This window comes from Limnohabitans sp. 2KL-51 (genome assembly GCF_003063645.1).
Classification (GTDB): domain Bacteria; phylum Pseudomonadota; class Gammaproteobacteria; order Burkholderiales; family Burkholderiaceae_C; genus Limnohabitans_A.
The window spans coordinates 204,531-230,149 of record NZ_NESJ01000002.1 but is presented as its reverse complement, the minus strand read 5'-3'; the positions used below and the strand labels follow the sequence as shown (position 1 = coordinate 230,149).

26 protein-coding genes are annotated in these 25,619 nt (G+C 60.9%); 13 read left to right on the top strand and 13 right to left on the bottom strand.

The genetic code is table 11. The annotated features are described in order from the left end of the window. Positions 1–205 precede the first annotated feature (205 nt). On the bottom strand, positions 206–790 hold the full coding sequence (gene orn, locus B9Z49_RS02635) for an oligoribonuclease (protein ID WP_108351998.1): 585 nt from the start codon (positions 788–790) through the stop codon (positions 206–208). 89 nt (positions 791–879) lie between these two features. Here orn and B9Z49_RS02630 point away from each other — a divergent pair, with 89 nt between their 5' ends. The 3 genes from B9Z49_RS02630 to rsgA are packed head-to-tail and all read left to right on the top strand — an operon-like array spanning position 880 to position 3,434. Next, positions 880–2,139 carry a M48 family metallopeptidase gene (locus B9Z49_RS02630; RefSeq protein ID WP_108351884.1) on the top strand — a complete coding sequence of 420 codons (1,260 nt, stop codon included), beginning with the start codon at positions 880–882 and terminating at the stop codon, positions 2,137–2,139. After that, positions 2,136–2,453, top strand: a complete 318-nt coding sequence (locus tag B9Z49_RS02625) for a 4a-hydroxytetrahydrobiopterin dehydratase (protein ID WP_108351883.1) — start codon at positions 2,136–2,138, stop codon at positions 2,451–2,453. The genes B9Z49_RS02630 and B9Z49_RS02625 overlap by 4 nt, the downstream gene beginning before the upstream one ends. Continuing rightward, a complete protein-coding gene (gene rsgA, locus B9Z49_RS02620) occupies positions 2,454–3,434 on the top strand; it encodes a ribosome small subunit-dependent GTPase A (protein WP_108351882.1) in 981 nt (326 codons plus the stop codon). Positions 3,435–3,448: 14 nt separating this feature from the next. Here the strand turns inward: rsgA and B9Z49_RS02615 are convergent, their stop codons facing one another. Further along, on the bottom strand, positions 3,449–4,414 hold the full coding sequence (locus B9Z49_RS02615; RefSeq protein ID WP_108351881.1) for a CobD/CbiB family protein: 966 nt from the start codon (positions 4,412–4,414) through the stop codon (positions 3,449–3,451). A gap of 7 nt (positions 4,415–4,421) precedes the next feature. Beyond that, the gene (locus B9Z49_RS02610; RefSeq protein ID WP_108351880.1) at positions 4,422–5,087 is read right to left on the bottom strand and encodes a CoA pyrophosphatase; all 666 of its coding nucleotides are present in this window, start codon (positions 5,085–5,087) and stop codon (positions 4,422–4,424) included. 210 nt (positions 5,088–5,297) lie between these two features. Here B9Z49_RS02610 and B9Z49_RS02605 point away from each other — a divergent pair, with 210 nt between their 5' ends. Both B9Z49_RS02605 and B9Z49_RS02600 read left to right on the top strand, forming a co-directional pair. Beyond that, the gene (locus B9Z49_RS02605; protein ID WP_233254482.1) at positions 5,298–6,194 is read left to right on the top strand and encodes a hypothetical protein; all 897 of its coding nucleotides are present in this window, start codon (positions 5,298–5,300) and stop codon (positions 6,192–6,194) included. A gap of 301 nt (positions 6,195–6,495) precedes the next feature. Continuing rightward, entirely contained in the window at positions 6,496–6,744 is a 249-nt protein-coding gene (locus B9Z49_RS02600) for a hypothetical protein (RefSeq protein ID WP_233254481.1), read from the top strand. Positions 6,745–6,862: 118 nt separating this feature from the next. Here B9Z49_RS02600 and B9Z49_RS02595 read toward each other — a convergent pair whose 3' ends face one another. The 5 genes from B9Z49_RS02595 to B9Z49_RS02575 form a co-directional block, all read right to left on the bottom strand. Beyond that, a complete protein-coding gene (locus B9Z49_RS02595; protein ID WP_108351996.1) occupies positions 6,863–7,870 on the bottom strand; it encodes a class 1 fructose-bisphosphatase in 1,008 nt (335 codons plus the stop codon). A gap of 42 nt (positions 7,871–7,912) precedes the next feature. Further along, positions 7,913–10,624 carry an aminopeptidase N gene (gene pepN / locus B9Z49_RS02590; RefSeq protein ID WP_108351879.1) on the bottom strand — a complete coding sequence of 904 codons (2,712 nt, stop codon included), beginning with the start codon at positions 10,622–10,624 and terminating at the stop codon, positions 7,913–7,915. A gap of 33 nt (positions 10,625–10,657) precedes the next feature. Continuing rightward, positions 10,658–11,762, bottom strand: a protein-coding gene (prfB, locus tag B9Z49_RS02585) for a peptide chain release factor 2 (RefSeq protein ID WP_108351878.1) whose coding sequence is annotated in 2 segments (ribosomal slippage) — positions 10,658–11,680 and positions 11,682–11,762 — 1,104 coding nt in all. Because the reading frame shifts where the segments join, the coding sequence is not laid out codon by codon here. A 71-nt stretch (positions 11,763–11,833) separates the two neighbouring features. Beyond that, the gene (locus B9Z49_RS02580; protein ID WP_108351877.1) at positions 11,834–12,364 is read right to left on the bottom strand and encodes a hypothetical protein; all 531 of its coding nucleotides are present in this window, start codon (positions 12,362–12,364) and stop codon (positions 11,834–11,836) included. 41 nt (positions 12,365–12,405) lie between these two features. Next, complete coding sequence (locus tag B9Z49_RS02575; protein ID WP_199224962.1) at positions 12,406–13,320, bottom strand: alpha/beta fold hydrolase; 915 nt, start codon at positions 13,318–13,320, stop codon at positions 12,406–12,408. Positions 13,321–13,462: 142 nt separating this feature from the next. On the opposite strand from B9Z49_RS02575, the gene B9Z49_RS02570 reads away from it, so the two are divergent. From B9Z49_RS02570 to B9Z49_RS02550, 5 genes are all read left to right on the top strand, one after another. Further along, positions 13,463–15,166, top strand: coding sequence for an acyl-CoA synthetase (locus tag B9Z49_RS02570; protein ID WP_108351995.1), 1,704 nt, complete (start codon positions 13,463–13,465; stop codon positions 15,164–15,166). A gap of 92 nt (positions 15,167–15,258) precedes the next feature. Then, positions 15,259–16,317, top strand: a complete 1,059-nt coding sequence (locus B9Z49_RS02565) for an aldo/keto reductase (RefSeq protein WP_108351875.1) — start codon at positions 15,259–15,261, stop codon at positions 16,315–16,317. Positions 16,318–16,326: 9 nt separating this feature from the next. Next, a complete protein-coding gene (locus tag B9Z49_RS02560; RefSeq protein WP_108351874.1) occupies positions 16,327–16,818 on the top strand; it encodes an aminoacyl-tRNA deacylase in 492 nt (163 codons plus the stop codon). Positions 16,819–16,846: 28 nt separating this feature from the next. Further along, positions 16,847–17,476 (top strand): glycerol-3-phosphate 1-O-acyltransferase PlsY, encoded by a 630-nt coding sequence (gene plsY / locus B9Z49_RS02555; protein WP_108351873.1) that lies wholly within the window; start codon positions 16,847–16,849, stop codon positions 17,474–17,476. Continuing rightward, positions 17,473–17,832, top strand: a complete 360-nt coding sequence (locus B9Z49_RS02550) for a RidA family protein (RefSeq protein ID WP_108351872.1) — start codon at positions 17,473–17,475, stop codon at positions 17,830–17,832. The genes plsY and B9Z49_RS02550 overlap by 4 nt, the downstream gene beginning before the upstream one ends. Before the next feature lie 74 nt (positions 17,833–17,906). On the opposite strand, the gene bktB is transcribed toward B9Z49_RS02550, so the two are convergent. Next, a complete protein-coding gene (gene bktB, locus B9Z49_RS02545) occupies positions 17,907–19,091 on the bottom strand; it encodes a beta-ketothiolase BktB (protein WP_108351871.1) in 1,185 nt (394 codons plus the stop codon). 114 nt (positions 19,092–19,205) lie between these two features. Beyond that, a complete protein-coding gene (locus B9Z49_RS02540; RefSeq protein ID WP_108351870.1) occupies positions 19,206–19,961 on the bottom strand; it encodes an SDR family NAD(P)-dependent oxidoreductase in 756 nt (251 codons plus the stop codon). A 163-nt stretch (positions 19,962–20,124) separates the two neighbouring features. Here B9Z49_RS02540 and B9Z49_RS02535 point away from each other — a divergent pair, with 163 nt between their 5' ends. Further along, positions 20,125–21,390 (top strand): tetratricopeptide repeat protein, encoded by a 1,266-nt coding sequence (locus B9Z49_RS02535; protein WP_108351869.1) that lies wholly within the window; start codon positions 20,125–20,127, stop codon positions 21,388–21,390. Between the two features lie 8 nt (positions 21,391–21,398). Here B9Z49_RS02535 and B9Z49_RS02530 read toward each other — a convergent pair whose 3' ends face one another. Further along, on the bottom strand, positions 21,399–22,757 hold the full coding sequence (locus B9Z49_RS02530) for a c-type cytochrome (RefSeq protein WP_233254480.1): 1,359 nt from the start codon (positions 22,755–22,757) through the stop codon (positions 21,399–21,401). Then, positions 22,754–23,623: a cytochrome c gene (locus B9Z49_RS02525; RefSeq protein WP_369913321.1), complete on the bottom strand. Its 870-nt coding sequence runs from the start codon at positions 23,621–23,623 to the stop codon at positions 22,754–22,756. Before B9Z49_RS02525 ends, B9Z49_RS02530 begins: the two co-directional genes overlap by 4 nt. A 93-nt stretch (positions 23,624–23,716) precedes the next feature. Between B9Z49_RS02525 and B9Z49_RS02520 the strand changes: the two genes are divergently transcribed. Both B9Z49_RS02520 and B9Z49_RS02515 read left to right on the top strand, forming a co-directional pair. Continuing rightward, a complete protein-coding gene (locus tag B9Z49_RS02520) occupies positions 23,717–24,235 on the top strand; it encodes a GNAT family N-acetyltransferase (RefSeq protein WP_108351992.1) in 519 nt (172 codons plus the stop codon). A gap of 26 nt (positions 24,236–24,261) precedes the next feature. Continuing rightward, complete coding sequence (locus B9Z49_RS02515; protein ID WP_108351868.1) at positions 24,262–25,251, top strand: tRNA-dihydrouridine synthase; 990 nt, start codon at positions 24,262–24,264, stop codon at positions 25,249–25,251. Here the strand turns inward: B9Z49_RS02515 and B9Z49_RS02510 are convergent. After that, on the bottom strand, positions 25,248–25,541 hold the full coding sequence (locus B9Z49_RS02510) for a hypothetical protein (protein WP_108351867.1): 294 nt from the start codon (positions 25,539–25,541) through the stop codon (positions 25,248–25,250). The two genes, B9Z49_RS02515 and B9Z49_RS02510, sit on opposite strands and share 4 nt — an antisense overlap. Positions 25,542–25,619: the final 78 nt, after the last annotated feature.

The window sequence follows — 25,619 nt, the reverse complement described above, 5'->3', positions numbered from 1 at the left end:
TGGCCGCAGGCACCGCAAGGTTGAAAAAACATCAACCATCAAACGGTGCTCGCGAGTGGCGCTGGGCGTGGAGCCTGGCCGCTGTGAGTGACCCTATCGTTGGGTCAAGGCATGAAGGGAGATGTATGAAACGCTGCACCTTTGTACAGCGAGCCCACTATTATGGCACGGATCAGAAAAAACCGCTAGGGTTTTCCCTGAAAAATCACAAACGGATGAAATGCTCGCGGTAATGTGCCAGCTCATCGATCGATTCGTGCACGTCGGCCAGGGCGGTGTGCTTTTGCTGCTTTTTGAAACTGGCGTACACCTCGGGCTTCCAGCGGCGAGACAACTCTTTGAGGGTACTTACATCCAGATTGCGGTAGTGGAAAAACGCTTCCAGCTTGGGCATGTACTTGACCAAAAAACGGCGGTCCTGACTGATGGTGTTGCCGCACAGTGGGGAGGCGCTCTTGGGCAGGTACTTTTTCAGAAAGGCCAGAATCTGTTCTTCGGCATCGGCTTCGCTCGTGGTGGAGGCTTTGACCTTGTCGATCAAGCCGCTTTTGCCGTGGGTGCCCTTGTTCCACTTGTCCATTTGGTTGAGCAGCTCGTCGCTTTGGTGAATCACCAGCACCGGGCCTTCAATGCGGGGCGTGAGGTGCGGGCCGGTCACGATGACGGCGATCTCCAGCAGTCGTTCTTTTTCAGGGTCCAGGCCCGTCATTTCACAATCGATCCAGACCAGGTTTTGGTCAGACTTGGGCAGCTGTGCCGCTTCTTGGGGGGGGGTGTTCACGTCAGACATGCGTTGATTGTCGCTGATGCTGGCCCGCTGCATGGGCACACAAGCCCTTGCCAAGCTCAACAAGACAAGGCCGCTTCTACAATACAGCGATGAATGCTTCCCTGACTTTGACCCTGACTCTGGTGGTGGCCTTGCTGGCCCATGTGGCGCTCAAGTTTTGGCTGAACGCCCGCCAGGTGCGGCATGTGGCACGCCACCGAAGCGCGGTGCCGCAGGCTTATACCGAAACCATGACCTTGACCGACCACCAAAAAGCGGCCGATTACACCCTGGCCAAAGCCCGTCTGTCGCAAATCGACATTGCTCTGGATGCCGCCGTGCTGCTGGGCTGGACGCTGCTGGGCGGGCTCGATTCGCTCAACCAGGTGCTGCTGGATTGGATGGGCCCGGGCATGGCGCAGCAAATCGCGCTGGTGCTGGGCTTCACGCTGGTCGGCGGTCTGATCGGATTGCCCCTGTCGCTCATGCAAACCTTTGGCGTGGAGCAGCGCTTTGGCTTCAACAAGATCACACCCGCTTTGTGGCTGGGCGACATGGCCAAAGGCCTGGCGCTGGGTTTGGTGCTGGGCCTGCCGCTTTTGTCGGTGGTGCTGTGGCTCATGCAAACCGGAGGCGAATGGTGGTGGCTGTGGGCCTGGGGCGTGTTGGTGGGCTGGCAATTGTTTTTGATGGCGATTGCCCCGAATGTGATCATGCCGCTGTTCAACAAATTCACGCCTTTGGAAGACGAGTCGCTCAAGGCCCGTGTGCAGGGCCTGATGCAACGCGCAGGCTTCACCGCCAAAGGTTTTTTTGTGATGGACGGCAGCCGCCGCTCGGCGCATTCCAATGCTTTTTTCACAGGCTTTGGGGCCAGCAAGCGCGTGGTGTTTTTCGACACATTGCTCAAGCAACTGAGCCCGGCTGAAATGGAAGCAGTGCTGGCCCATGAGCTGGGCCACTTCAAGCACAAACACATCGTGAAAATGATGGTGACCAGTTTTGCCATGACGTTGGCCGGGCTGGCGCTGCTGGGCTGGTTGGCGCAGCAGGTTTGGTTTTACACAGGCTTGGGCGTAATGCCCAATTTGTCGGGCAGCAACGATGCGCTGGCGCTGGTGTTGTTCATGCTGGTCACGCCCGTATTCACTTTGTTCTTTGCGCCCGTATCGTCCTGGCGATCGCGCCAGCAAGAGTTCGAGGCCGATGCCTATGCCGTGTCGCAAACCCCGGGCGCAGACTTGTCTTCGGCCCTGCTCAAGCTTTACCAGGACAACGCCTCGACCCTCACGCCCGACCCTTGGTATGTGAAGTTTTATTACTCGCACCCCCCGGCCAGCGAGCGTTTGCTGCGGATGAAAACCGCATGAGCATCCCAGAAGTGAGGGCCCTCAAGCCCACCGAGATCATCATGGCACTGAGCCAAATTTCGGGTTGGGGCTTGTCGGGCGATGGCGACAACATTGCCATTGAAAAGACCTTTGAGTTTGCCGAGCACACACACGCACTGCTGTTCGTCAACAGCGTGGGCTGGTTGTCTGAAAAGCTCAACCACCACCCCGAGCTGGTGTTGACCTACAAACGTTGTGTGGTGCGCTGGAACACGCACGATGTGCGCGGCCTGAGCCGACTCGATTTTGAGGCGGCCACCCAGACCGACGCCTTTTTAGTGGCAAAAGCCTGAATGAACAAACCCAAAACTCGACCGGCCTTGCCCCAGGCCCACGATCTGGAGCCGGGCTTGGTGGTCGCCACCTATGGCCGCCACTGCCTGGTCGAGACACCCGAAGGCCGACGCCTGATTTGCCACCCGCGTGGAAAAAAAAACCAGGTGGTGGTGGGCGACCAGGTGCTGTGGCAAATCGCAGGCGATGAGGGCAGCATCGAAAAACTGCAGGAGCGCCGCAACCTGTTTTACCGGCAAGACGAAATACGCACCAAATCCTTTGCAGCCAATCTGGACCGCGTGCTGATCTTGATTGCAGCCGACCCCGAGTATTCGGAAAGCCAACTCTCACGCGCCTTGGTGGCGGCCGAGGCCGAGCGCATCACGCCCATCATCGCGCTCAACAAGAGTGATTTGGCTCAGCCCTTTGCCCAAGCTTGGGAGCGCCTGGCCCCTTACCGCGCCATGGGTTACAGCGTCATGCCCATCAGCCTGAGCCCGCGCAGCCCGGTAGCCGACGACGGCGTGGCCGCCTTGTGCAAGCATTTGCAAGGCCTGACCACCTTGGTGCTGGGGCCGTCGGGCAGTGGCAAAAGCACGCTGATCAACCGCTTGGTGCCCGATGCGCTGGTCGAGACGGGTGAGATTTCGCTGGCGCTCAACTCGGGCAAGCACACCACGACCAGCACGCGTTGGTACTGGGTGCCCGCGCTGGATGGGTCTGCTGAAGATGGCGCTGCTCGGACGGCCTTGATCGATTCACCTGGCTTTCAGGAGTTTGGCCTGCACCACATCGAGCCCACCCGCCTGGCCGACTGCATGCCCGATTTGCGCCAGCATTTGGGCGGCTGCAAGTTCTACAACTGCACGCATTTGCACGAGCCCGGTTGCGCCGTTTTGGCGCAAGTAGAAACCGCTGAGCACCCCGGCACCATCAGCGTACGCCGTCACCGCATTTACGCGCAGCTGTTTGAAGAGTTGGGCCAGCAGCGCTGGTGAAGGGCAGGGCGACTTTAGCCCACCAAATTGGCCATGGTCAGCAAGGCCACCAGCACCAACCACATGATGACGGTGCGCCAGACCAGGCCCACCACTTGGGCAAAGTGGGCCACGCTGGCCACACGCCCGGGGGTACTGCTGCTGTCCTGATTGTCGGGCGTTGTCATGCCCTCGACCACGGGTTGCAAAGCAGCGCCACCCAAACGGATGTTGATGGCCCCTGCCGTTGCCGCCAGGATCACCCCATCATTGTCTTGCGGAAAATTCTGTGCGTGTTGTCGCCAGCCGTCCATGGCATCTTCAAAGCTGCCCACAATTGCAAAGCCCAAAGCCGTCATGTGCGAGGGTAGCCAGTCCACGGCCTGCCACGCCCTTGTCGAGACGGAGCGCAAAACCTCGCTGGGCAAAGAGCCATCGGCTGAAGGTGCTTGCCAGCGGCGCTGGGTGAATTCTGTCAGGCGGTAAATCACCGCACCCACTGGCCCCAGGCCGATGATGGACAGGGCGGCGTACCAAAAAAACACCCCGAACACATGGCGGTGCGCGGCGATCACCGAGTACTCGATCACGTGCCGCACGATTTCGCTGCGCGGAATTTGTCCCACCTGCACCTGCTGCCATTGCGCCAGAAACTCGCGGGCTTTGTCTTCGTCGCCGTTTTCCAGGGCTTCGCGGATGCCAGTAAAGTGGTGGCTGAATTGACGGAAACCCAGCGTCACATAAAGCAGGGCCACATTCCAGAGCACAGCCACCCACCAGCCCAGCGTCCAATCGAGCAACCAATGCACTAGCACGGCCAGCAAGGCAGGGGACAAAACGGTGATACCCCATGTCACCCAAGCCTGTGGACGGGTGCCTGCGTCGAAGGTGCGCACCACCCAGGCCGTCCATTGCTCGACAGCGGCAAAGACCTGGTTGTCGGTCTTGAGGGGGCGGGCTTGCTCCAGCACCAGGGCCAGCAAGATGGCAAAAAAACTCATGGCATTCTCATGTTGACGGGTTGGCAGCCAGGAAGCGGTAGAAATTGCGCAGCATCCCGGCCGTGGCACCCCAGATGAAATGTTCCACCGTCTGGACTTCGCCATTGGGGGCGATTCGGCACTCCTCGTACGGCATTGAAAACCATTGTCGCTGAGACCCTTGCCAATCGAAGGCATGTCGCCGGTGGTTGGCCGGGTTCATCAAAAAAGACAAAGGCACCTCAAACACATCTTCCACTTCGTCGGCATTGATAAGCAATTCGAAATCGGGCGAGACCAGGCCAATCACCGGCGTCACCCAGAACGAAGTGCCCGTGATGTAAATGGGCAACTCGCCAATGACCTCCACGTGGCGGGCCGACAAGCCCACTTCCTCTTCAGCCTCGCGCAAAGCGGTGGCCTGCATGTTGGCGTCCACGGGGTCCACTTTCCCACCTGGAAAGGCAATTTGACCCGAATGGGTCTTCATGTGAGCGGCGCGGCGCGTCAGCAACACCGTGGGTGAGGAAGCTTGAGGCCCTCGCATCACAATGGGCACCAGCACTGCCGCTTGGGCAGGGGGGCGTTCAGAGGTGAAGCTTTCGCGCACCACTTCCGGCTGCCACTCAGGCGGCTGCTCAAACCGGGCCTTCAGGGCTTCGGGCTGCAAAAAAGCAGTCGGCACAGCGGGCATTTCGTGGTCGATTTGCCAAACTGGGACTTGTCGGGGATCAAACAGTGGATTTTTGGACACAGTCGTTCTTTATAACCGACAAGGGCAAGCACGCTGGCGAGGCTCCGGCAGCGGTCTTGGCCCAAGCATACAAAGGCCTGGCCGTAAAATAGGCAGGTTGCCCTATTTAGCAACGTTACTGGTTTTACACATATGGATACAGGTCATTTCATGAAACGCGATTATTTCTCTCCCGACGTCCGTTCCGAACGCCGCTTTGGCGAACACCGAGGGGGCACCTGCATGGCTTTGATCGACGGCCGATTTTTGATCTGGCTGGCCCAGCAAGGCGTGATGGGGGCCACCGGCGAATCGGTCAACCGCCAGGGCTTGATCAGCTTGCTGTCACAGGCCTTATCACACGCGGCGCTGGATGTAGATCTGCGCCGCATTTACTGGTACAGCGACCGATCGGATGGTCTTGTTATCGACGACCAGATCGTGCGCCTGGTGCAGACCCACGATGCCGATGGTGGTGCTTCTTTGTTGCGCTCACTGGGCCACGACCTCAAACAACTGGCCGATCACCATGCATGTGACCATGTGCTGGTGGCCAGCGACGATGAGCGCTTTTTGGCCACCATCGACGAAGCCCAGCTCAGCGGCTTGAGCGTGCACCTGTTGGCCGATGAATCGGCACGCAACATGCCGCAAATGGTGCGCACCGACCCGGGCTGGGCCCGTTTGCTGACCCAGGCCGACCGCCGTGTGGTGGTCAATTCGCAAGCCCTGGCCGACATGTTGCAAGGCAAGCTGTCCACGGGGATGGGCCCGGCCGGGGAAGACGTGGAAGAGCTGCGCAAATCGATGCACGAGGTCATAACCGCCTGGTGGGCCGACGAACCTGAGGATCTGCGCGAAGACCTGCGCGACGCTTTGCAGATCAGCCGGGGCATTCCGCAAGAAGTGGACCGCCAGCTTTTGCTGCGCATGCGCCAGCGACTGGCCCGCGCCTTGAGCTTGCCCGAGAAAAAAATGCTGCGCGAAACCTTGCGTCAGGTGGTAACAGAGACTGCCGCCTCAGCGCCGGTGGTGGGTGATGGTTTGCCGCCTGATCTGGACGACTGATCTGGGCAACTGTGCCTTGCGGGCATGGGGCATGTTGGGGCCTCACCCAGATTTTTGAGGCGCTCCAGGCCACCCGTTTCATGATGCAGCCACTCCTCGGAGTGGCTGTTTTTTTGCTTGTGCAAGTTTCTTTTTCTCGGCCTGGGCCAGCGTTGGTGGTCTTGATGCTGTGATCTCAGCATTTCATCATTTCTATTTTGCAATTTGTTGCAATTAAAGATTATCAAAGTATTAAATTTGACCAAAATGCTGATAAATTTAATCCATGCGAACCAGCATCCATTCACAGGAGCATGAAACCATGACCACCGCAGCCCACTTGACACCTCTGAACTCGCGCCACTTCAGCACCCCAGTGCACCAGGACCACTTCACCTTGGCCATGCACCAGGAAGCAGAAAATGCCTTGGCGATGGCGCTGCATTATTTGCGCTCCAGCGGCAGCAACGTGCCCGGTGCCACGCGCAAAGCCGTGCAGGCACTGGGTGCCTTGAACCGTCTCGAAATGTTGTCTTTGGGCTCGGGTGCGCACACCACAGGACGCGCTTAAAACCCCCAAAAGGCCTGGGCCACTGGGTTTGTTCAGGTGTTCCGGGACAGTGCGTTCCTGCACTTGCCCCCATCGACTTGCCAGCCTGACGGCACCTCCTTGCCGTGGTCAGCAAAAATCAAGCTTGGGCGTGGTATCGGGTCACGCGCTCAACTTCGTTTTTGGAGCCCAGAATCACGCTCACCCGTTCGTGCAACTGGCCCGGTTGCAGATCCAGAATGCGCTCTTTGCCATTGGTGGACGCCCCCCCGGCTTGTTCGATCAGCCAGCTCATGGGATTGGCCTCATATAACAAACGGAGCTTGCCGGCTTTGTGGGGTTCGCGCTTGTCCCAGGGGTACATGAAGACGCCGCCACGGGTCAGGATGCGGTGCACGTCGGCCACCATGCTGGCGATCCAGCGCATGTTGAAGTCCTTGTCACGCGGGCCTTCCTTGCCCTGCAGGCATTCATCAATGTAGCGGCGTACGGGTTCGTCCCAGTGGCGCATATTGCTCATGTTGATGGCGAACTCTTGGGTGTCGGCGGGCACTTGCACGTTTTCTTGGGTCAGTACGAAAGAGCCTTGCTCGCGGTCGAGGGTGAACATGGCCACGCCATCGCCCACGGTGAGCACCAAGGTGGTTTGCGGTCCGTACACGCAGTAACCTGCCGCCACCTGCTTCTTGCCGGATTGCAAAAAGTCTTGCTCAGTGACGCCTTGGCTGTCTTCGGGTTTTTTGAGCACGCTGAAGATGGTGCCGATGCTGACGTTGACGTCGATGTTGGAGGAACCATCGAGTGGATCAAACAGCAGCAGGTATTCGCCTTGCGGGTAACGGTTGGGTACCAAGTAGATGCTGTCCATCTCTTCAGAGGCCATGGCCGCTAAGTGGCCACCCCATTCGTTGGCTTCTAGCAGTACTTCGTTGGCGATGATGTCAAGTTTCTTTTGCACCTCGCCTTGCACGTTTTCAATTTCGGCACTGCCTAACACGCCGCCCAAAGCGCCTTTGTTGACGGCGTGGCTGATGCTTTTGCAGGCGCGAGCCACCACTTCGAGCAGCAAGCGCAAGTCGGCCGGGATATGGCCTTTGTCGCGTTGCTGTTCCACCAGGTAGCGGGACAGGGAAATTTTGCTGCTCATGTTCATTCCTTGGGTTCGGGCGTCGAAGTCAGGTGCTGCACTTCAAGCCGCACTCAGGGCTCGGCTGATCACTTCGCGCGCATCGTTAGACAGGTCGGTTTTGGCGGCCACGCGCTCGATGGCGACTTTGGCCGCGCTGCGGTAGGGCTCGGCCAGGCGGCTCCAGCGGTCCATGGCGCGCGCCAGGCGTGCGGCCACTTGCGGGTTGATCGCGTCGAGCGCCAGCACCTGCTCGCTCCAATACACATAGCCTGCCGCGTCGGCGCGGTGGAAACCAGCCGGGTTGGCGCTGCAGTAGCTGAAGATCAGGCTGCGGGCGCGGTTGGGGTTGCGCAGGCTGAAGTCGGGGTGTTGCATGAGCTGGCGCACACGCGGCAACACGTCGCCCGCACGGTCGGGCGCACCGGCTTGCAGGGCAAACCATTTGTCGATCACCAGCGCTTCGTGCTGGAACATTTTGTGGAATAAGGCCAAAGCGTCTTGCGCCAAGGCATGGCCGCTCACCACCAGTGCCGACAAAGCGTTGAAACGGTCGGTCATATTGCCCGCGTCCTTGAATTGCTGGTACACGCGGCCTGGCGTGACGGCGTCACCGCTGTGCACAGCGGCCACGCACAACATGGTCATGGACAGGCCTGCCAAGGCACGGCGGCCGCTGGATTGGGCATCGGGCGAGTAGACGCCGTTGTACTTGTGGGCATCCCAGGCCCATAGCCAGTCGGCTTGCAGGGCGGTGGCCAGTTGCAGGCGCATGTTTTCGCGCAGCGCGTGTACGCGTTGCGGGTCCACCACGTCTAGGTGGTCGGCGATGTAATTTTCTGAGGGCAGTGTGAGCGCCAGGTCCTTGAATGCGGCGTCCAGTTGGGGATGGCGCAGCACGTTGCGCAGGGCCGCCACCAGGGCCTCAGACAACACAGGCTGGCCCGTCAAGTCCTTGTTTTGCTGAATGGCATCGAGCGCGCTTTGCAGCATCAGGCGCTGGCCAGCTTCCCACTGGTTGAAGGGGTCACTGTCGTGGGCCAACAAGATGAGAAGGTCGGTCGCGGACAAACCGTCTTCTAGCACCACGGGGGCGCTGAAACCGCGCAGCAAGGAGGGCACGGGTTCGCTGTTGATGTTGGCAAAGGTGAAGCTGGCGCTCTCTTCGGTCAGCACAAGGGTTTGCTGCAGGACGCTGTCGTTGGCGTCAGCCAACTGCAAGGGCATGGCAGCGCCGTCTCGGCTGAGCAAGCCCAGCGTGACTGGAACCACAAAAGGTTTTTTATCGGTTTGGTCAGGTGTCGCTGGGCACCTTTGACGCAGGGTCAGGGTGTAGCTGCGTTCGTCAGCGTTGTAGGCACCGCTCGCTTGCAGGCGTGGGGTGCCTGCTTGGCTGTACCAATGCTTGAACGCGCTCAGGTTCTGTGCCAGCGCCGAGCTGGGGTTGGCGTCGGCGATAGCCTGCGCAAAGTCGTCGCAGGTCACGGCTTGGCCGTCATGGCGCTCAAAGTACAGCTTCATGCCTTTGGCAAATCCATCGCGGCCTAGGCTGTCAGCTGGGGTGGCCACCAGCGTTTGCATCATGCGAACGACTTCCGAGCCTTTTTCGTAAATGGTGACGGTGTAGAAGTTGTTGATCTCGACGTAGCTGTCGGGACGCACCGGGTGGGCCATGGGGCCGGCGTCTTCGGCAAACTGCACCGTGCGCAAGACACGCACGTCTTCAATGCGTTTGACGGCACGGGCACTGGCCACGCCCGCCATGTCCTGGCTGAATTCCTGGTCACGAAAGACCGTCAGTCCCTCTTTGAGCGAGAGCTGAAACCAGTCGCGGCAGGTGATGCGGTTGCCCGTCCAGTTGTGGAAGTACTCGTGGCCGACCACGCTTTCGATACCGCCAAAATCCATGTCGGTGGCCGTGTTCGGGTTGGCCAGCACGTACTTGGTGTTGAAAATGTTCAGGCCCTTGTTTTCCATCGCGCCCATGTTGAAGTCGCTGGTGGCGACGATCATGAAGCGTTCCAGATCGAGCGGCAGGCCAAAGCGTGCTTCGTCCCAGGCCACGCTGGCCATCAGCGAGTTCATCGCGTGTTCGGTCTTGTCCAGATCACCGGGGCGCACAAACACTTGCAGCAAGTGATCTTTGCCGCTGCGGCTGACGATGCGTTGCTCGCGCGCGACCAGCTGACCAGCCACCAAGGCAAACAGGTAGCAGGGTTTTTTGTGCGGGTCGACCCACTTGGCAAAGTGACGCCCATCTTCCAGTGCGCCTTGTTCAACCAGGTTGCCGTTACTCAGCAGCACCGGGTATTTGGTTTTGTCAGCACGCAAGGTGACGGTGTAGCTGGCCATCACATCCGGGCGGTCCAGGAAATAGGTGATGCGGCGGAAACCTTCGGCCTCGCACTGGGTGAAGAAGGTGCCCTGGCTGACGTACAAGCCCATCAGCTGGGTGTTCTTTTCCGGGTTGCAAGTGGTGAAGATTTCCAGATCGAAGGGCTCGTGGTCTTCGGGCAAGTTTTCCAAAACCAACTGGTTACCGTCCATCTTGAACGAGGTACCACCACCGTTGACCAGCACTCGGGCCAAGTTCAGGTCTTCGCCATCCAGGCGCAGCGGCTGCGCCGCCACATCGGGGTTGCGGCGCAGGCGCATTTTGTTGAGCACGCGGGTTTTAGCAGGGTCGAGGTCGAACGTCAGATCGACCGTGTCGATCCAGAACGTCGGAGCAGCATAAGCCTCCCGGTGAATCGCTGTGGGTTGTCCTTCAAGCATCACTAACTCCGTTTTGGTTGAGGTCTGAGCAGTTCAGAGGCCTTGTTTCAGTGAGGCTTCGATGAACGCATCGAGGTCGCCATCGAGCACCTTTTGGGTGGCCGAAATTTCGACGTTGGTGCGCAAATCCTTGATGCGGCTGTTGTCCAGCACATAGCTGCGGATCTGATGACCCCAGCCCACATCGGTCTTGGTGTCTTCCAGCTTTTGCTGCTCTTCCATGCGTTTGCGCATTTCAAAGTCGTACAGGCGCGAGCGCAGGCGTTGCCAAGCGACATCGCGGTTGCTGTGCTGGCTGCGTCCGTCTTGGCATTGCACCACGATGCCGGTGGGGATGTGCGTCAATCGCACCGCCGAGTCGGTTTTGTTGATGTGCTGACCGCCGGCGCCGCTGGCCCGAAAGGTGTCGGTGCGCACATCAGACGGGTTGATGTTGATCTCGATCGAGTCGTCGATATCAGGGTACACAAACAACGAGGCAAATGACGTGTGTCGGCCGCCAGACGAGTCGAAGGGGCTTTTGCGGACCAGGCGGTGCACACCGGTTTCGGTGCGCAGAAGTCCAAACGCGTATTCGCCCTCAATCTTGATGGTCGCGCCCTTGATGCCCGCCGTGTCGCCCGGGGTTTCGTCTTCCACGGTTGCTTTAAAACCTTTGCGTTCGGCGTACTTGAGGTACTGGCGCAGCAGCATGCTGGCCCAGTCACAGGCCTCGGTGCCGCCGGCGCCAGCCTGGATGTCGACAAAGCAGTTCAGCGGGTCGGCCTCGTGTCGGAACATGCGGCGGAACTCAAGGTCTGCGACCAGCGCAATCAGTTTGGCGGATTCATCTTCGATGGTCATCAGGCCATCGTCATCGCCTTCTTCCTTGCTCATCTCAAAGAGTTCAAGGTTGTCGGCCAGCTCGCTGGTCAGGTTGGTGATGGTCACCACCACGCCGTCCAAGGCTTTTTTCTCTTTGCCCAGCTCTTGGGCTTTTTTGGGGTCATTCCAGACCGCGGGATCTTCGAGCGATGCGTTGACGGTTCTCAGCCGTTCAGATTTGGCATCGTAGTCAAAGATACCCCCGTAACTCGTGGGTACGAGCGGTCAGGTCTGTGAGGGTTGCGCCGATTTGGTTGATGCGTTCTGCGTCCATGGGATAAGTGTCCGGTTCAGTAAACCAGGCATTTTCTCATGAGTTGGTAAGACGCATGCCCCCTGTGGGGCTTAAAACTGCCGCCCGTAAGAGAACATCAGGCCGGCGCTGCCCAGAAATTTAATTTGAACCGAGTCGTGCTGCGTCAACTTGTAGCCCAAGACTGGGATGATGGCCGGATTGAATCCCTTGTAATTGAGGGGCACCTTGCCCTCGTAAGGGGCCACGTAGCCATACATCAGGCCGCCCGTGACTTTGGCGAAGAGTTCAGGCATACCCATCAGGTTGTTGTACTGCAAACCCGCATAAACATACACCGAAGGCTGTCCAAAAGAGTTGCTGAAAAAGCTGACACCGCACAAACGGTCGCCGGGCAGTTGTTCGTCAATTGCCACCAGGACCACTTGTTTGTGTTCCGTGCTGTGTTTCCAGTGGTGGGTGTAGGGGGAAAACGTGAACTCACCCCGATGCGTAGGCTCGGGTGCCCCTTTGACAGACAAAAAGTCTGGGCAAAAGCGGTTGCTTGTTTGTGCCTGTGCCAAAGACAAGCCTGAACACAAAAATACAGCCAGGAAAAAACGGGAAATGTGCGCGATCGGCATATTGGATAACCATCAAAAAAACAAATGGATTCTAGGGCTTTTCAGTGACTGAATTTTTCAATCAGATGGGCCAGAGTTTCGGGTTGGTCGTGTTGCAGCATGTGCCCTGCGTCCTGAATGACCGCTTTCTCCGATTGGGGCACCGATCTCAGGCGTTCATGGTATTCGGCCAGGGTGTAACGGCCTTTCCACCACTGGCCGAGCGAGTCGCCTGCCGCCTCCACGGACAGCACGGGAGCGCTGATGCGGCGGTACATTTCCAGCGCCTCGTCGACTTGGTACAGATAGGGGTTGATAACCTTGTGCGCCGAGTCTCCGAGGATGCGCCATTGACCATCGGGGCCGGGGCTTGACCAGTGCAGGGCCAGCCAGTCGGCCTTGTCCTGGCTCAGACGGCGGTTGGTTTTCATCAGGCGCGCGGCAACGCCGGCTGCATCGGCATAGGGTTTGAGATCGTTGCTGCCTGCACGCTGCGCCTTGAGTTCGTCCAGCCACTGGGCCATGCGCGTGGGCGCTTGGCTCGTTTGGGTGGCAGCCATGCCAAAGCCTTCGAGGTTGACTAAGCGGCGTATGCGCTCGGGCCGGGTCCCCGCGTACATCATGACCACGTTGCCGCCCATGCTGTGGCCCACCAGGTCGATGCTTTGACCAGGGTACAGCGTGTCCAGCAGCGCGTCCAGATCTGCGAGGTAGTCGGGGAACCAATAACTGTCGGTCGTGGGCGTCTCGGTCAGGCCATAGCCGCGCCAGTCCATGGCAATGATGGGGCGCTGGCTGACAAAGGCCTCGCTGAACGCGTCCACCATGAACTGCCAGGAGGCGGCCACATCCATCCAGCCATGCGCCAGCACCAGCGGCGTGGTGCCGGGTGTGGGCGTGCCCCATTGGCGGACATGGTAACGACAGCCGCGCAGCGGCACCCAGAGACTTTGTGAGGGGCGTAAAACTTGGTACATACTTTCGATCATAAGGAGAGACACCGTGAACATCAGTCGCCACCAGGACCGCCCAGCCGCCCCCAATGAAGCCTTCAGCTCGCAGACCCCCCCAGCAACCAAGCACCCTGCCCTAAGTCGGGCCACCGACAGCTATGCGGCCATCCACCAAAGTTTTGGCTGGAAAGTGCCCAAGCGCTTCAACATGGCACAGGCCTGTTGCGGGCGATGGGCAGCGCAAGCGGCCACCGCCAAACACCACGCCGTGCGCGAGCACTTGGCAGGGCAGGGCCTGGGGAGCAGCTGGACCTTCGGGCAGCTGCAGCAAGACGCCAATCGGCTGAGCCGGGTGCTGCGTTCTCAGGGTGTGCAGCGTGGTGACCGCGTGGCCATCGTCATGCCTCAGCGCTATGAAACGGCGGTGGCCTATATCGCCGTGCTGCAAATGGGTGCGGTGGCCATGCCACTGTCGATGCTGTTTGGCCCCGAGGCCTTGTCATTTCGGATCAACGACAGCCAAGCGCGCGTGGCGGTGTGCGATGAATCCACCGTGCAGGCCTTGTTGCAGGCCAGAGCCGATTGCCCCGGTTTGCACTCGCTATTGGGGGCAGGCGAAGCTGGCGCCTTGGCCGACTTGAACCTGAACCAAGCCATGGCCGCCAGCGCGAGCACGTTCAAACCCGTGTCCACTTTGGCTGAAGACCCGGCGGTGCTGATCTACACCAGCGGCACCACCGGCAACCCCAAGGGGGCCTTGATCCCGCATCGGGCGCTGATCGGTAACCTCACGGGCTTTGTGTGCAGCCAAAATTGGTTTGGCTTTGACCCTTTTAAGGCAGAAAAGCCCTCCAAAGCGGTGTTCTGGTCGCCTGCAGACTGGGCTTGGACGGGCGGGCTGATGGACGCGCTGCTGCCCAGCCTCTACTTTGGGCGTCCCATCGTGGCCTTCAATGGGCGCTTCTCACCCGAGGTCGCGTTCGAGATTTTGCAAAGCCATGCGGTCACCCACACTTTTTTGTTCCCCACTGCGCTCAAAGCCATGATGAAGGCCGTGCCCGAGGTGAAGGGGCGCTACCGCCTGAAGCTGCAAGCCATGATGAGCGCGGGCGAGGCGGTGGGTGACGCGGTGTTTGGCTATTGTCAACAACAGTTGGGCGTTACGGTGAACGAGATGTTCGGCCAGACCGAGATCAACTACGTGGTGGGCAACTGCACCCGCCTGTGGCCGGCCAAGCCTGGCAGCATGGGCAAAGGGTATCCGGGTCACCAGGTCGCGGTCATCAACGATTTGGGGCAGCTTTGCCCGCCCGGCACACCCGGCGAAGTGGCGGTGAACCGCTTCGATGTGCACGGCCAGCCTGACCCGGTGTTCTTTTTGGGTTATTGGAACAACGAGAAGGCCACGAAGGCCAAATACACCGGCAACTGGTGCCGCACGGGCGACATGGCGGTGGCGGATGAGGACGGCTACCTTTGGTACCTGGGCCGCACCGACGACATGTTCAAGGCGGCGGGCTACCGCATTGGCCCGGGTGAAATTGAAAACTGCTTGGTCAAGCACCCCGCCGTGACCAACGCCGCCGTGGTGCCCAAGCCCGACAAAGACCGGGGGGCGCTGGTCAAAGCCTATGTGGTCATGTCGCCCGACTGGCAAAGCCGCAGGCCCAATGGGCCAGGGCAGACGGCTTTTGACGACGAGGTGCGCCGCGAGTTGCAAGCCCATGTGCGCGGTTTGCTCGCCCCGTATGAATACCCCAAAGAGATCGAATTCATCGACCAGTTGCCGATGACCACCACCGGCAAGGTGCAGCGCCGCGTGCTGCGCCTGCAGGAGCAAGCGCATTATGAGAAGCGTGGTGAACATTGAGCGTGTTGCCGAGCAATTGCACAACAAACGCCCAAGCCAAAACGCTCAACATGTCAAAATCAGGATTTTAAGACGCAGCCAAAGACAAGCCCATGAAAAAAGTACAACTTGGTCAATCCGACCTGCACGTCACGCCCATTTGTCTGGGCACCATGACCTTTGGTCAGCAAGTGAGCGAAGAGGGCGCCCACGCCATCCTCGGCCGCTCTTTGGCCGCTGGCATCAATTTTATTGACACCGCCGAGATGTACGCTGTGCCCGCCACGGCCGACACCTGTGGCCTGACCGAAACCTACATTGGCAACTGGTTTGCCAAAAATCCCGGCGCGCGCCATAAGCTGGTGCTGGCCACCAAGGTGGCGGGCCCCTCGCGCAGCATGCCCTGGGTGCGCGAAGGTGCGGGCATGACGGCACAAGACATCCTGACCTCGTGCGAAGGCAGTTTGCGCCGCCTGCAGACCGATGTGATCGACCTGTACCAGATCCACTGGCCCGAGCGCCATGTGATGGCGCTTGGTTTTCATTATTTCGAACCGAGCAAGGACAAGTCGGCCACCTCGATTCATGAACAACTCGAAGCCCTGGCCCAGCTGGTCAAAGTAGGCAAGGTGCGTCACATCGGTCTGTCCAACGAAACGCCCTATGGCGTGCACGAGTTTGTGCGCCTGGCCGAGCAGCACGGCTTGCCCCGTGTGGCAACCGTGCAAAATCCCTACACGCTGGTCAATCGGGTAGTCGACAACGGCCTCGATGAAACCTGCCACCGCCTGAATGTGTCCTTGCTGGCGTATTCGCCGCTGGGTTTTGGCTTGCTCACGGGTAAGTACGACGAAACCGGCTTTGAAGGCCCCGGTGCTCCCGATGGCCGTGTGTCCCGGTACGAGTCGGTGCGCAAGCAGCGTTGGTCCCGTCCGGAAGCTTTGGCTGCTGCACGCCGCTACAACCAGCTGGCGCGTGACCACGGCATGACGCCTACCGAAATGGCCCTTGCCTTTTGTTACCACCGCTGGAACGTGACCAGCACCATCATCGGTGTGACCTCGGTGGCGCAGCTGGACGAAGACCTGGCCGCCTGGTCGGTGCAGCTCTCGCCCGAGGTGCTGAAGGCCATTGACCAGATTCGCTGGGAAATCCGTGACCCGGCTTTGTGATGCAGGCCCATGGCCAAAAAAGACAAAGTCAGTGAGACCCCCGCCACGGCGCTCTTGCGCCAGCAGGGGGTGAGTTTCACTGAGCATCCCTATGAATACCTCGAGCACGGTGGTGCCCAGCACAGCGCGCAGGTGCTGGGCATGGACCCGTTTGCCGTGGTCAAGACCCTGATCATGCAAGACCAGGATGCCAAGCCCTTGGTGGTACTGATGCATGGCAACCGCAAGGTGTCTACCAAAAACCTGGCGCGGCAGATCGGCTTGAAATCGGTCGAGCCTTGTGCGCCCGAGGTGGCCAACCGGCACAGCGGCTACTTGGTGGGCGGCACCTCGCCCTTTGCCACGCGGCGGGTCATGCCCGTGTTCATCGAAGAGACCATCCTGGCCCTGCCGCGCATTTGCATCAATGGCGGCAGGCGCGGTTACTTGGTGGGCATCGACCCGCAGGTGTGTGTGCAGTTGCTCGGTGCCCAGTCGGTGAACTGCGCACTGGCAGAATGACGCCCACACAAGAACAAGGGAGCTTTCGATGAATGTATTGATGCCAGTGGCGGTGTTGGTGGCCAGTTATTTGGTGGGTTCGCTCAGCTTTGCGGTGATCGTCAGCCGCCTGATGGGCCTGAACGACCCGCGCAGCTACGGCAGCAAAAACCCGGGGGCCACCAATGTGCTGCGTTCGGGCAGCAAAAAAGCGGCCATCCTGACCTTGCTGCTGGACGCCTTCAAAGGCTGGTTGCCGGTGGCGCTGGTGCTGGCCTATGGCCCCGAATACGGTGCTGGCGCTGGTTTGGCCGCGCTGGCCGGGTTAGCCGCCTTTTTGGGGCACCTGTACCCGGTATTTTTTGGCTTTGCCGGTGGCAAGGGTGTGGCCACGGCGGTGGGTGTGGTGGTGGGCGTCAACGGCAGCTTGGCGCTGGCGGTGGTGCTCAGCTTTGCCATCGTGCTGCTTTTCTCGCGCTACGTGTCCTTGGCCTCGATGGTGGCTGCGGTGTTCGCACCTGTTTTTTACCTGTTTGGCGATGGGGTGGCCTGGCAAGCGTCTCTGCCCGAAGTGATGAGCCTGGCGGTCATGGCCTTGCTGTTGGTCTGGCGGCACCGAGAAAACATCCACCGCTTGATGGCGGGCACCGAGTCACAACTGGGAAAGAAAAAAGCATGAGCCAAGACATTCAACGCATGCATGTGGGGGCTCGCTTAAGCGAGGCGGCTATTTTCAACGGTGTGGTGTACCTCGCGGGCATGGTGCCCGAGTGCGAGGCCACCGACATTCGAAGCCAAACGGCCGATGTGTTGCAGCAGATCGAGCAGCGCCTGAGAGAGTCGAACAGCGACAAAACCCGCATCTTGCGCACCCAGATTTTCCTCAAAGACATTGCCGACATCGCCGCCATGAACGAGGTGTGGGATGCGTGGGTGGTGGCAGGCAGTGCGCCACCGCGTGCCACGGTTCAGGCAGCACTGGCCAATCCAGTTTATTTGATCGAGGTGGTGGTCACGGCGGCGGTCAAGCCCTGACACACCAAGCTTTTTCAGGCCAAATAATGGGCATCTCTTGATGCCCATTATTCGTTTGGGTCAGCCCAGCAACATCACATGCGCTCAAAAATCGCCGCGATGCCCTGACCGCCGCCGATGCACATGGTCACCAGGGCATAGCGGCCGTTCACACGCTGCAGCTCGTACAAGGCTTTTACGGTGATCAGTGCGCCGGTCGCGCCGATGGGGTGACCCAGGGAAATGCCTGAGCCGTTGGGGTTGACTTTGGCCGGGTCCAGGCCCAACTCGCGGGTGACGGCGCAGGCCTGGGCGGCAAAGGCTTCGTTAGCCTCGATCACGTCCAGGTCCTTGACGGTCAGCCCTGTTTTCTTGAGCACGGCGTGGGTGGCTGAGATTGGACCCACGCCCATGATTTTGGGGTCCAGCCCCGTGTGGGCATAGCCCACCAGACGGGCCATGGGTTTGGCACCACGGGCTTTGGCCGCGCCAGCTTCCATCAGCACCACGGCAGCGGCCGCGTCATTGATGCCCGAGGCATTGCCCGCGGTCACGGTGCCGTTTTCCTTCACAAAAACGGGCTTGAGTTTGGTCATGTCTTCGAGTTTGCAGCCTGGGCGGAAATGCTCGTCGGTGGCGTAGGCTACGTCGCCTTTTTTGCTTTTGAGCATGACCGGCATGATCTGGTCTTTGAAGCGGCCTTCCAAAGTGGCGCGCTCGGCGCGGTTGTGGCTTTCCAGGGCCAGCGCATCTTGCATTTCGCGGGTGATGCCGTATTGGGCGGCCACGTTCTCGGCGGTCACGCCCATGTGGATGTTGTGGAAGGGGTCGTGCAGGGCACCGACCATCATGTCGATCATCTTGGTGTCGCCCATGCGTGCGCCAAAGCGGGTGGCCAGGCTGGCGTAAGGCGCGCGGCTCATGTTTTCTGCGCCGCCGCCAATGGCGATGTCGCAGTCACCCAGCAAGATGGACTGGCTGGCGTTCACGATGGCCTGCAGGCCCGAGCCACAGAGGCGGTTCACGTTGTAAGCGGGGGTGGCTTCGCCACAGCCGCCGTTGATGGCCGCCACGCGCGACAAATACATGTCTTTGGGCTCGGTGTTGACCACATGACCAAACACGACGTGACCGACGTCCTTGCCGTCAGTGGCCGCGCGTGACAGGGCTTCGCGCACGACTTGAGCGGCCAGCTCGGTGGGGGCAATGTCCTTCAGGCTGCCGCCAAAGGTACCAATGGCGGTGCGCACACCGCTGACAACAACAACTTCACGGCTCATGGGAATGTCTCCAGAATTGAAAAAACGACAAAAACAAAAGGATTGAATCCGGGCAGTTTCAGGCTCAATGGCTACAGCGACCTGACAAGTCCAAGGCGGACTAACGCCCAACGCTCAGTCCCGCACGTCTGCTACGGGCTTGTCACCAAAGTCGGGCCGAGCCAGGTAGCCAAGCACCTGGGCGGCGGCTTGGGCGGGCGAACTGAGTTGGCCTTGCGCCTTGAGTTGTAAAAACTTGGATTGGTCCGGAAACGCTTCGCCCGCTGCGCCGCGCATTTGCACCTGCATGTCGGTGTCGATGACGCCGGGTGCGAGCGAGCAGACTTTGGCCCCGTGGGTTTGCAGGGCCTCGTCCAGGGCCATGCAGCGCGTGAAATGGTCCATGCCCGCCTTGGCTGCGCAATAGCCGGCCTGCGAGGCCATGGGATAGCGGCCCAGGCCGGAAGAGATGTTGAGCACTTTGCGGGGCAATGTCCAGGACGCGGTGGCACCCAAAAATGCAGCGCACAGGGCCATGGGCGCTTCCAGGCCCACGCGCAGTGCTTGGGCCAGATCGGCCGGGTGCGATTGGCCCAGCGGCAAGATGGGCGGGATGGTGCCGGCGTTGTTGATCAGGCTGATGCTGGCCAGTTCGCCGGGGTTGAGGGTTTGCAGCCAAGCCTTGAGGCGTTCGCTGGCGCCCACGCCGTCGGCCAAGTCGTGCGTCCATTGGGTGAGTGGCACCCCGGCTTTTTGGGCGGTGGCGGCCAGGTCGGGGTTGGCGTTGCGTGAGATGCACAGCAGGCGGTTGCCCGCTTGCAGCAGTTGTTCAGCGAGGCCTAAGCCCATGCCTCGCGAAGCGCCGGTGAGGATGTATTGGTGGTGTTTCATGACGGGGATGTTAGGGGCTTCGCCCCGAATGCGCAAAGCCGAGGGCGGGCCAACAGTAGCGAAGATGACAGCAGGGCGACCGGAGAGGGCAGGTGTTGGGGGCATTGGGCTTGATTGGGTATGCTCAAGAATTCTTTGGATGAATTTTTTGGGTTCTTAAGGCATGAGAAAAACGAATCACCGCAAAGCGCAGCCCCAATCAGCCGCTCAGGTGCAGGCCCTGAACCAGCGTTTGACCGAGTTGGGCCAGCGCTTTGTGCAGTTGTCAGCGCAAGGCGACTTTGCCGCCGCACTGGCGGTGAACGAGCAAGCTCGCCGCATCGTGCCTCGTCATCCTCAAATTTTGGGTGATGCGGCGCTTTGCCATTTGCGCTTGGGGGACCGGGAAAAGGCGCGCGACATTTACCTGCAAGCCTGCGAGTTGGGGCCGCAAGACGTGAACCTGTGGGACGGTCTGACCGAGACCTGCGGACATCTGGGCCGCATGGCCGAGGTGCGTCAGCATGGGCTGCACAGCCTGACGCTCAAAGATCAAAAAACCCAGTCGCACGCGGCCCAGCCTTTGCCCGCGAACCTGCCTGCACCCAACACCGATGCGCGCCGCCAGGTGATCGCCTTCAGCCTGTTTGGCGACCAACCGCGTTACTGTGAAACCGCCAAGCTGAACGTTATGGTGGCGCAGCAATTGTTGCCCCAATGGACGTGCCGCTTTTATGTGGACGACACGGTGCCGCTTGCGGTAAGAGACTCATTGCGGTCTCTGGGCGCGCAGGTGCTGGAGGTGTCGGCTGCCGATCGGCAGGCGTTGAGCGGTTTGATGTGGCGCTTTTTGGTGCTGGAAGACGACAGCGTGGACCGGTTCTTGATCCGGGATGCCGATTCGCTGATTTCAAGGCGCGAGGTGGCGGCCATCGAGGCCTGGCTCCAAAGTGACCGGTTTTTCCATTTGATGCGCGATTATTTTTCGCACACCGAACTGCTGTTGGCGGGCATGTGGGGGGGCTGCGGCGGGGTGTTCAAAAACATGCGTCAGCAGATGGTGGATTTTGTGGCGCAAGGCCAGTATTTGGGCCAGCGGGTGGTGGACCAGCATTTTCTGCGCATGCACATTTGGCCCACGGTGCGCCAGAGCCTGCTTTCGCACGACCCGGTGTTTGGATTCATGCAGGGGCAGGATTTTCCGCCGCACGAAGCGCAGGACATGGGGCAGGAATTTCATGTGGGCTGCAACCTGTCGAGCAGCAGCATTGGCGCCGAATCGGCCTTGCCCGAGGGTCAGCAGGTGGGCTGGAAAATCGTGGATGCGCAGCAGCAGACCATTTGTCAATACACCAGCACGGTGCGCCAGGGCCAATGGCGCGCCGACATTCCCGGGCCTTATGCCAAATTGATCAGCGAGGGCGTTTGGCGCGTGGAGGTGTTGCGCTGATCAGGGGCTCATTGCCCTTGCGCTGCCCGGATCCGGTTGACCTGCAGGGGCGTGACTTCACTGGCTTGGTTACCCCAGCGGGTGCGCAGATGCGTGAGAACAGCCGCGATGTCGCGGTCTTGCAGGTCCAGCACCGCAGGCGGCATGCCAAAGGGGCGTGGGTGGCCTAGGGTGGCAGGGCCGTAGCCGCCGTACAGCACCAGTTGCACCAGGTTGGTGGGGTCGTTCAGCAGTACAGCGCGGTTGCCCGCCAGGGCGGGGTAGGCCACCTCGCCCGATGCGGTTGGGATGCCTTCGCCATGTTCGCCGTGGCATTGCAGGCATTGACGTTCGTAGACTTTGGCGCCCTGTGTGGCCACCTGCAAGCTGATGCGGCTGGGTTTGGTCGTCGTTGGTGCGGGCTGGGGTGTGCTTTGGGCGCGTGACTGCAGGTACAGCGCCATGGCCTGCAGGTCAGCTGGTTTCAGGTGCTGCAGGCTGTGTTGCACCACTTCGCCCATGGGGCCGCTGGTTTGCGCTGTGGCCGAGCCGCCGGTGCGCAGCAGGCGCACGATCTCAGTCACAGGCGTGCTGGCCAGCCCCGATTCGGCCTCGCGCGTCAGGTCGGGGGCGTACCAGTTGACCACCGGCATGAGGCCGCCCGACAAGTCGTTGACCGCGCCGCTGGCGCCCAGCGCGTTGCGTGGGCTGTGGCATGCGGCGCAGTGGCCCAGGCCTTGCACCAGGTAAGCGCCCCGGTTCCATTCAGCGCTTTGCGACTTGTCGGCTTGAAACGGGCTGGGTTCAAAAAACAGGCTGCGCCACACGGCCAGTGCGGGCTGCGTGCCCACGGGCCAGACCAGGGTGTGGGCTGGCTGGGCCTGAACCACCGGGGGTAGGGTGTTCAGCCACGAAAATATCGCATCGCTGTCCTGGCGCGTGATGACGCTGGTGTGGTTGTAGGGGAACGCCGGGGCCAGCAAGCGAGCGTCTTTGGAGCGGCCACGGTGCAGGGCTTGCCAGAAGTCTTGCGCAGTCCATTGCCCCAAGCCTGTGGCCGGGTCGGGCGTGAGGTTGCTGCTGTACACGCCGCCAAAGGGCGTGTCGATGCGCCGCCCGCCCGCAAGAGGTGTGCCGCCCCGGGTGGTGTGGCAGGCCATGCAGTTACCTGCCAGGGCCAGGTAGCGGCCTTGTTCGATCTGGTCTGCGCTGGCCTGTTGGGTCTGCGCTGTTTCGGTGGTCGTGATTTGGGTGGCCGTGGTTGGGGTGTGCAGCAACAGGTCGCCCCAGTTGTCCCACACCACCCCGATGGCCAGCACAGCCAAGCTGATCAGTGTGACCCAGCCCAGGCGTTTGACCGGGTGCATGCCTTGCCATGGGCGCTTCATGGTTTGCCCCCGTTCATTGGCTTGGCGGCGGTGGCCGACAACTCGGGTGCGCTGCCGCAGCGCAAGGCTTCAGACAGTGCAGGCCCTGCAGGGGCGCGTTCGGCAGGCCGGGTGTCGGCCGGCAGCGGCTGGCGCGCCAACCAACTGGACACGGCGATCAGGTCTTGCGCGGGCATGCGTTGGACAATTTCGGCCATGCAGTCGGGGGCGTGGGCGCGGCGCTGGGCGGTTTGCCAAGCGCCCAGTTGCGCGTTCAGGTAGTCCAGCGGCAAGCCCAGCAGCCCCGGCACGTTGGGCTGCACGCCCGTCAGGCGCACGCCGTGGCACTGGGTGCAGGCGGGCAGGCCGCGTGCGGCGTCGCCTTGTGTCACCAGTTGCTGGCCTTTGGCCAGGCGCTCGGGCGTGATGGCGTTGTTCGCGGTGGGTGTGGGGTAGGGCAACTGCAAGTTGGCAAAGTACTGAGCCATCTCGCCTAAATAGGCGTCGGTCAAAGGGTCGACCAGGCGGGCCATCAGGTCATAGTGGCGGCGGCCTTGGGCGAAATTGCGCAGCTGGTTGTGCAGGTAACCCGCCGGTTTGCCCGCCAGACGGGGGTAATAACCATCGGGCCCGGCGCGGCCTTGATCGCCATGGCAGGCGGTGCAGGCGCGGGTGCGCTCGGCCATGTCGTCGGCAAAACGCTTGGGGGCCTGGGCTTGGGCGCTCAAGGGGCCTGCACACAAGGCGGCTGCGGCCCAAAACAGGCTTCTGAACAGGCCTTTGATCCACCAATCGCTGGGCTGGCGCACACGGGTGGGGGGCGGGTGATCCAGGTGGGCGGGTGACCTTGGCGCGGTGAAAGTCTGACTGCTTGAAAACGTCCTCATCAATTGAAGATAACCGATGCGGCGACAATGTCGGGTTTTGCGCTGAAAGCCCTGTGGCTCCAGTGTGTTGTTTTCCCCTCATCTGTTCAAGCCATGTCCGATATCCAAGTCCGATTCGCCACCCTCCAAGATGCCCCTGCTGTGGCTGCTTTGCATGTGAACGCCTGCCGCGCCGCCTACGCTGGCCAAGTGCCCGATACCCATTGGGACGCCACGCCCATGCCCAAACGCGTGTCATTCTGGAGAGAGGCCATTGAATACGGCGAGCCGCAAGTCATGGTGGCGGTGGCCGACCGTGAGATCGTGGGCTTTGTGGGCTTTGACCGCTCGCGCGACCCCAAGAGCAAAAACACCACCGGTGAAATCTGGGCCATCTATGCTGCGCCGGACCGCATAGGCCAAGGCGTTGGCCTGGCCTTGTGGGACGCCGCCCGTGAAGGCCTGGAAGACGAGGACTGCACCGAAGTGACCGTCTGGTTGCCGCTGTTGCACGAGCGCACCTTGCGCTTTCACGATCTGGCCGGCTTCAAGCGCGAGATGAACACCGCCCGCACCGTGCCCTTGGGCGGTGTGAAGGTGGAAGAAGTGCGTCTTAAGCGCAAGCTCGGCTGAACATACAGCCGACTTTCAGTCTTCCCATGCACATCATGCTGGCCCCCATGGAGGGGCTGCTCGACCACACCCTGCGCGATGTGCTCACGCGCGTGGGTGGGGTGCACGAGTGCGTGTCCGAATTCATCCGCGTGACCAACACGGTCTTGCCACGACGCGCTTTCATTCGGGTGGCCCCCGAGTTGCTCAACCGCAGCCGCACGATGGCGGGCGTGCCGGTCAAGGTGCAGCTGCTGGGCTCAGACCCGGTGTGCCTGGCCGACAACGCGGCGACTCTGGCCGAGTTGCAGCCGCATGGCATTGACCTGAACTTCGGTTGCCCTGCCAAAACCGTGAACCAGCATCGGGGCGGCGCCGTGCTGCTGGAAGAGCCCGAGCTGGTGGGGCAGATCGTGGCGGCGGTGCGCCGTGCGGTGCCTGCGCACATCCCGGTCTCGGCCAAGATGCGCCTGGGTTACAACGACGACAGCCGCGCCGAGGACTGCGCCTTGGCCATCGAGGCGGCCGGGGCCAGCGAGCTGGTGGTGCACGCGCGCACCAAGGCGCACGGCTACCGCCCGCCCGCTTATTGGGACCGCATTGCCGACTTGCGCCAGCATGTGCGCTTGCCCATCGTGGCCAACGGTGAAATCTGGACAGTGGCCGACGCGCTGCGTTGCCGCGAGGTGACGGGCTGCGACCGCCTGATGATCGGGCGCGGCATGGTCACCGACCCGGGGCTTGCGCTGGCCATTGCGCACCAGTTGGCCACAGGGCAAGGGCGCGCGCCGGGGCAGGGTGTGCCGTGGTCCACCTTGTTGGTGTTGATGCAGGTGTTCTGGCTGGGCGTGAGCGCGCGTGTGGCCACGCGGCACCGGGCGGGGCGGCTCAAGCAGTGGCTCAACTACATGCGCCGGGTCTACCCCGAAGCGCAGCAGGCCTTTGACGAGCTGCGTCTGGTGCACGACGCAGCGCACATCGAGCGTTGGCTGGCGCTGCACACTGCCCCATCTCAGGACTTCGCTCCCGCGCTTTAGGTCTGCGCGGCGCTTGGGCTGGACAGCCGCAGGCGCGCTTTGTCGGCCCATATCTGCAGGTTGGCGAGCAAATCCTTTTGGCTGAACGAGCAGCTTTCTTCGCTGAACAAGACGCTGGCCTCGATGCGGTCGAGCAAGGGTTGCAACACCTCGTCAAAACGTGCGGGCAGCGCCAACGAGGCCGCTTGTGTGCGCCACAGGCGGATCATCTCGCTTTGTGGCAGCTGGCCGTTTTGGCTTTGGGCCAGGGCGGTGTTCATGCGGTCGAGCGTTTCAAGGGCAGCACTCATGGGCTGGGTCTCCTGCAAGCGATGGGGTCGTTTTCGAGGCGACAATCATGCCCCATGAAAGCCAAACCTCTCAAACCC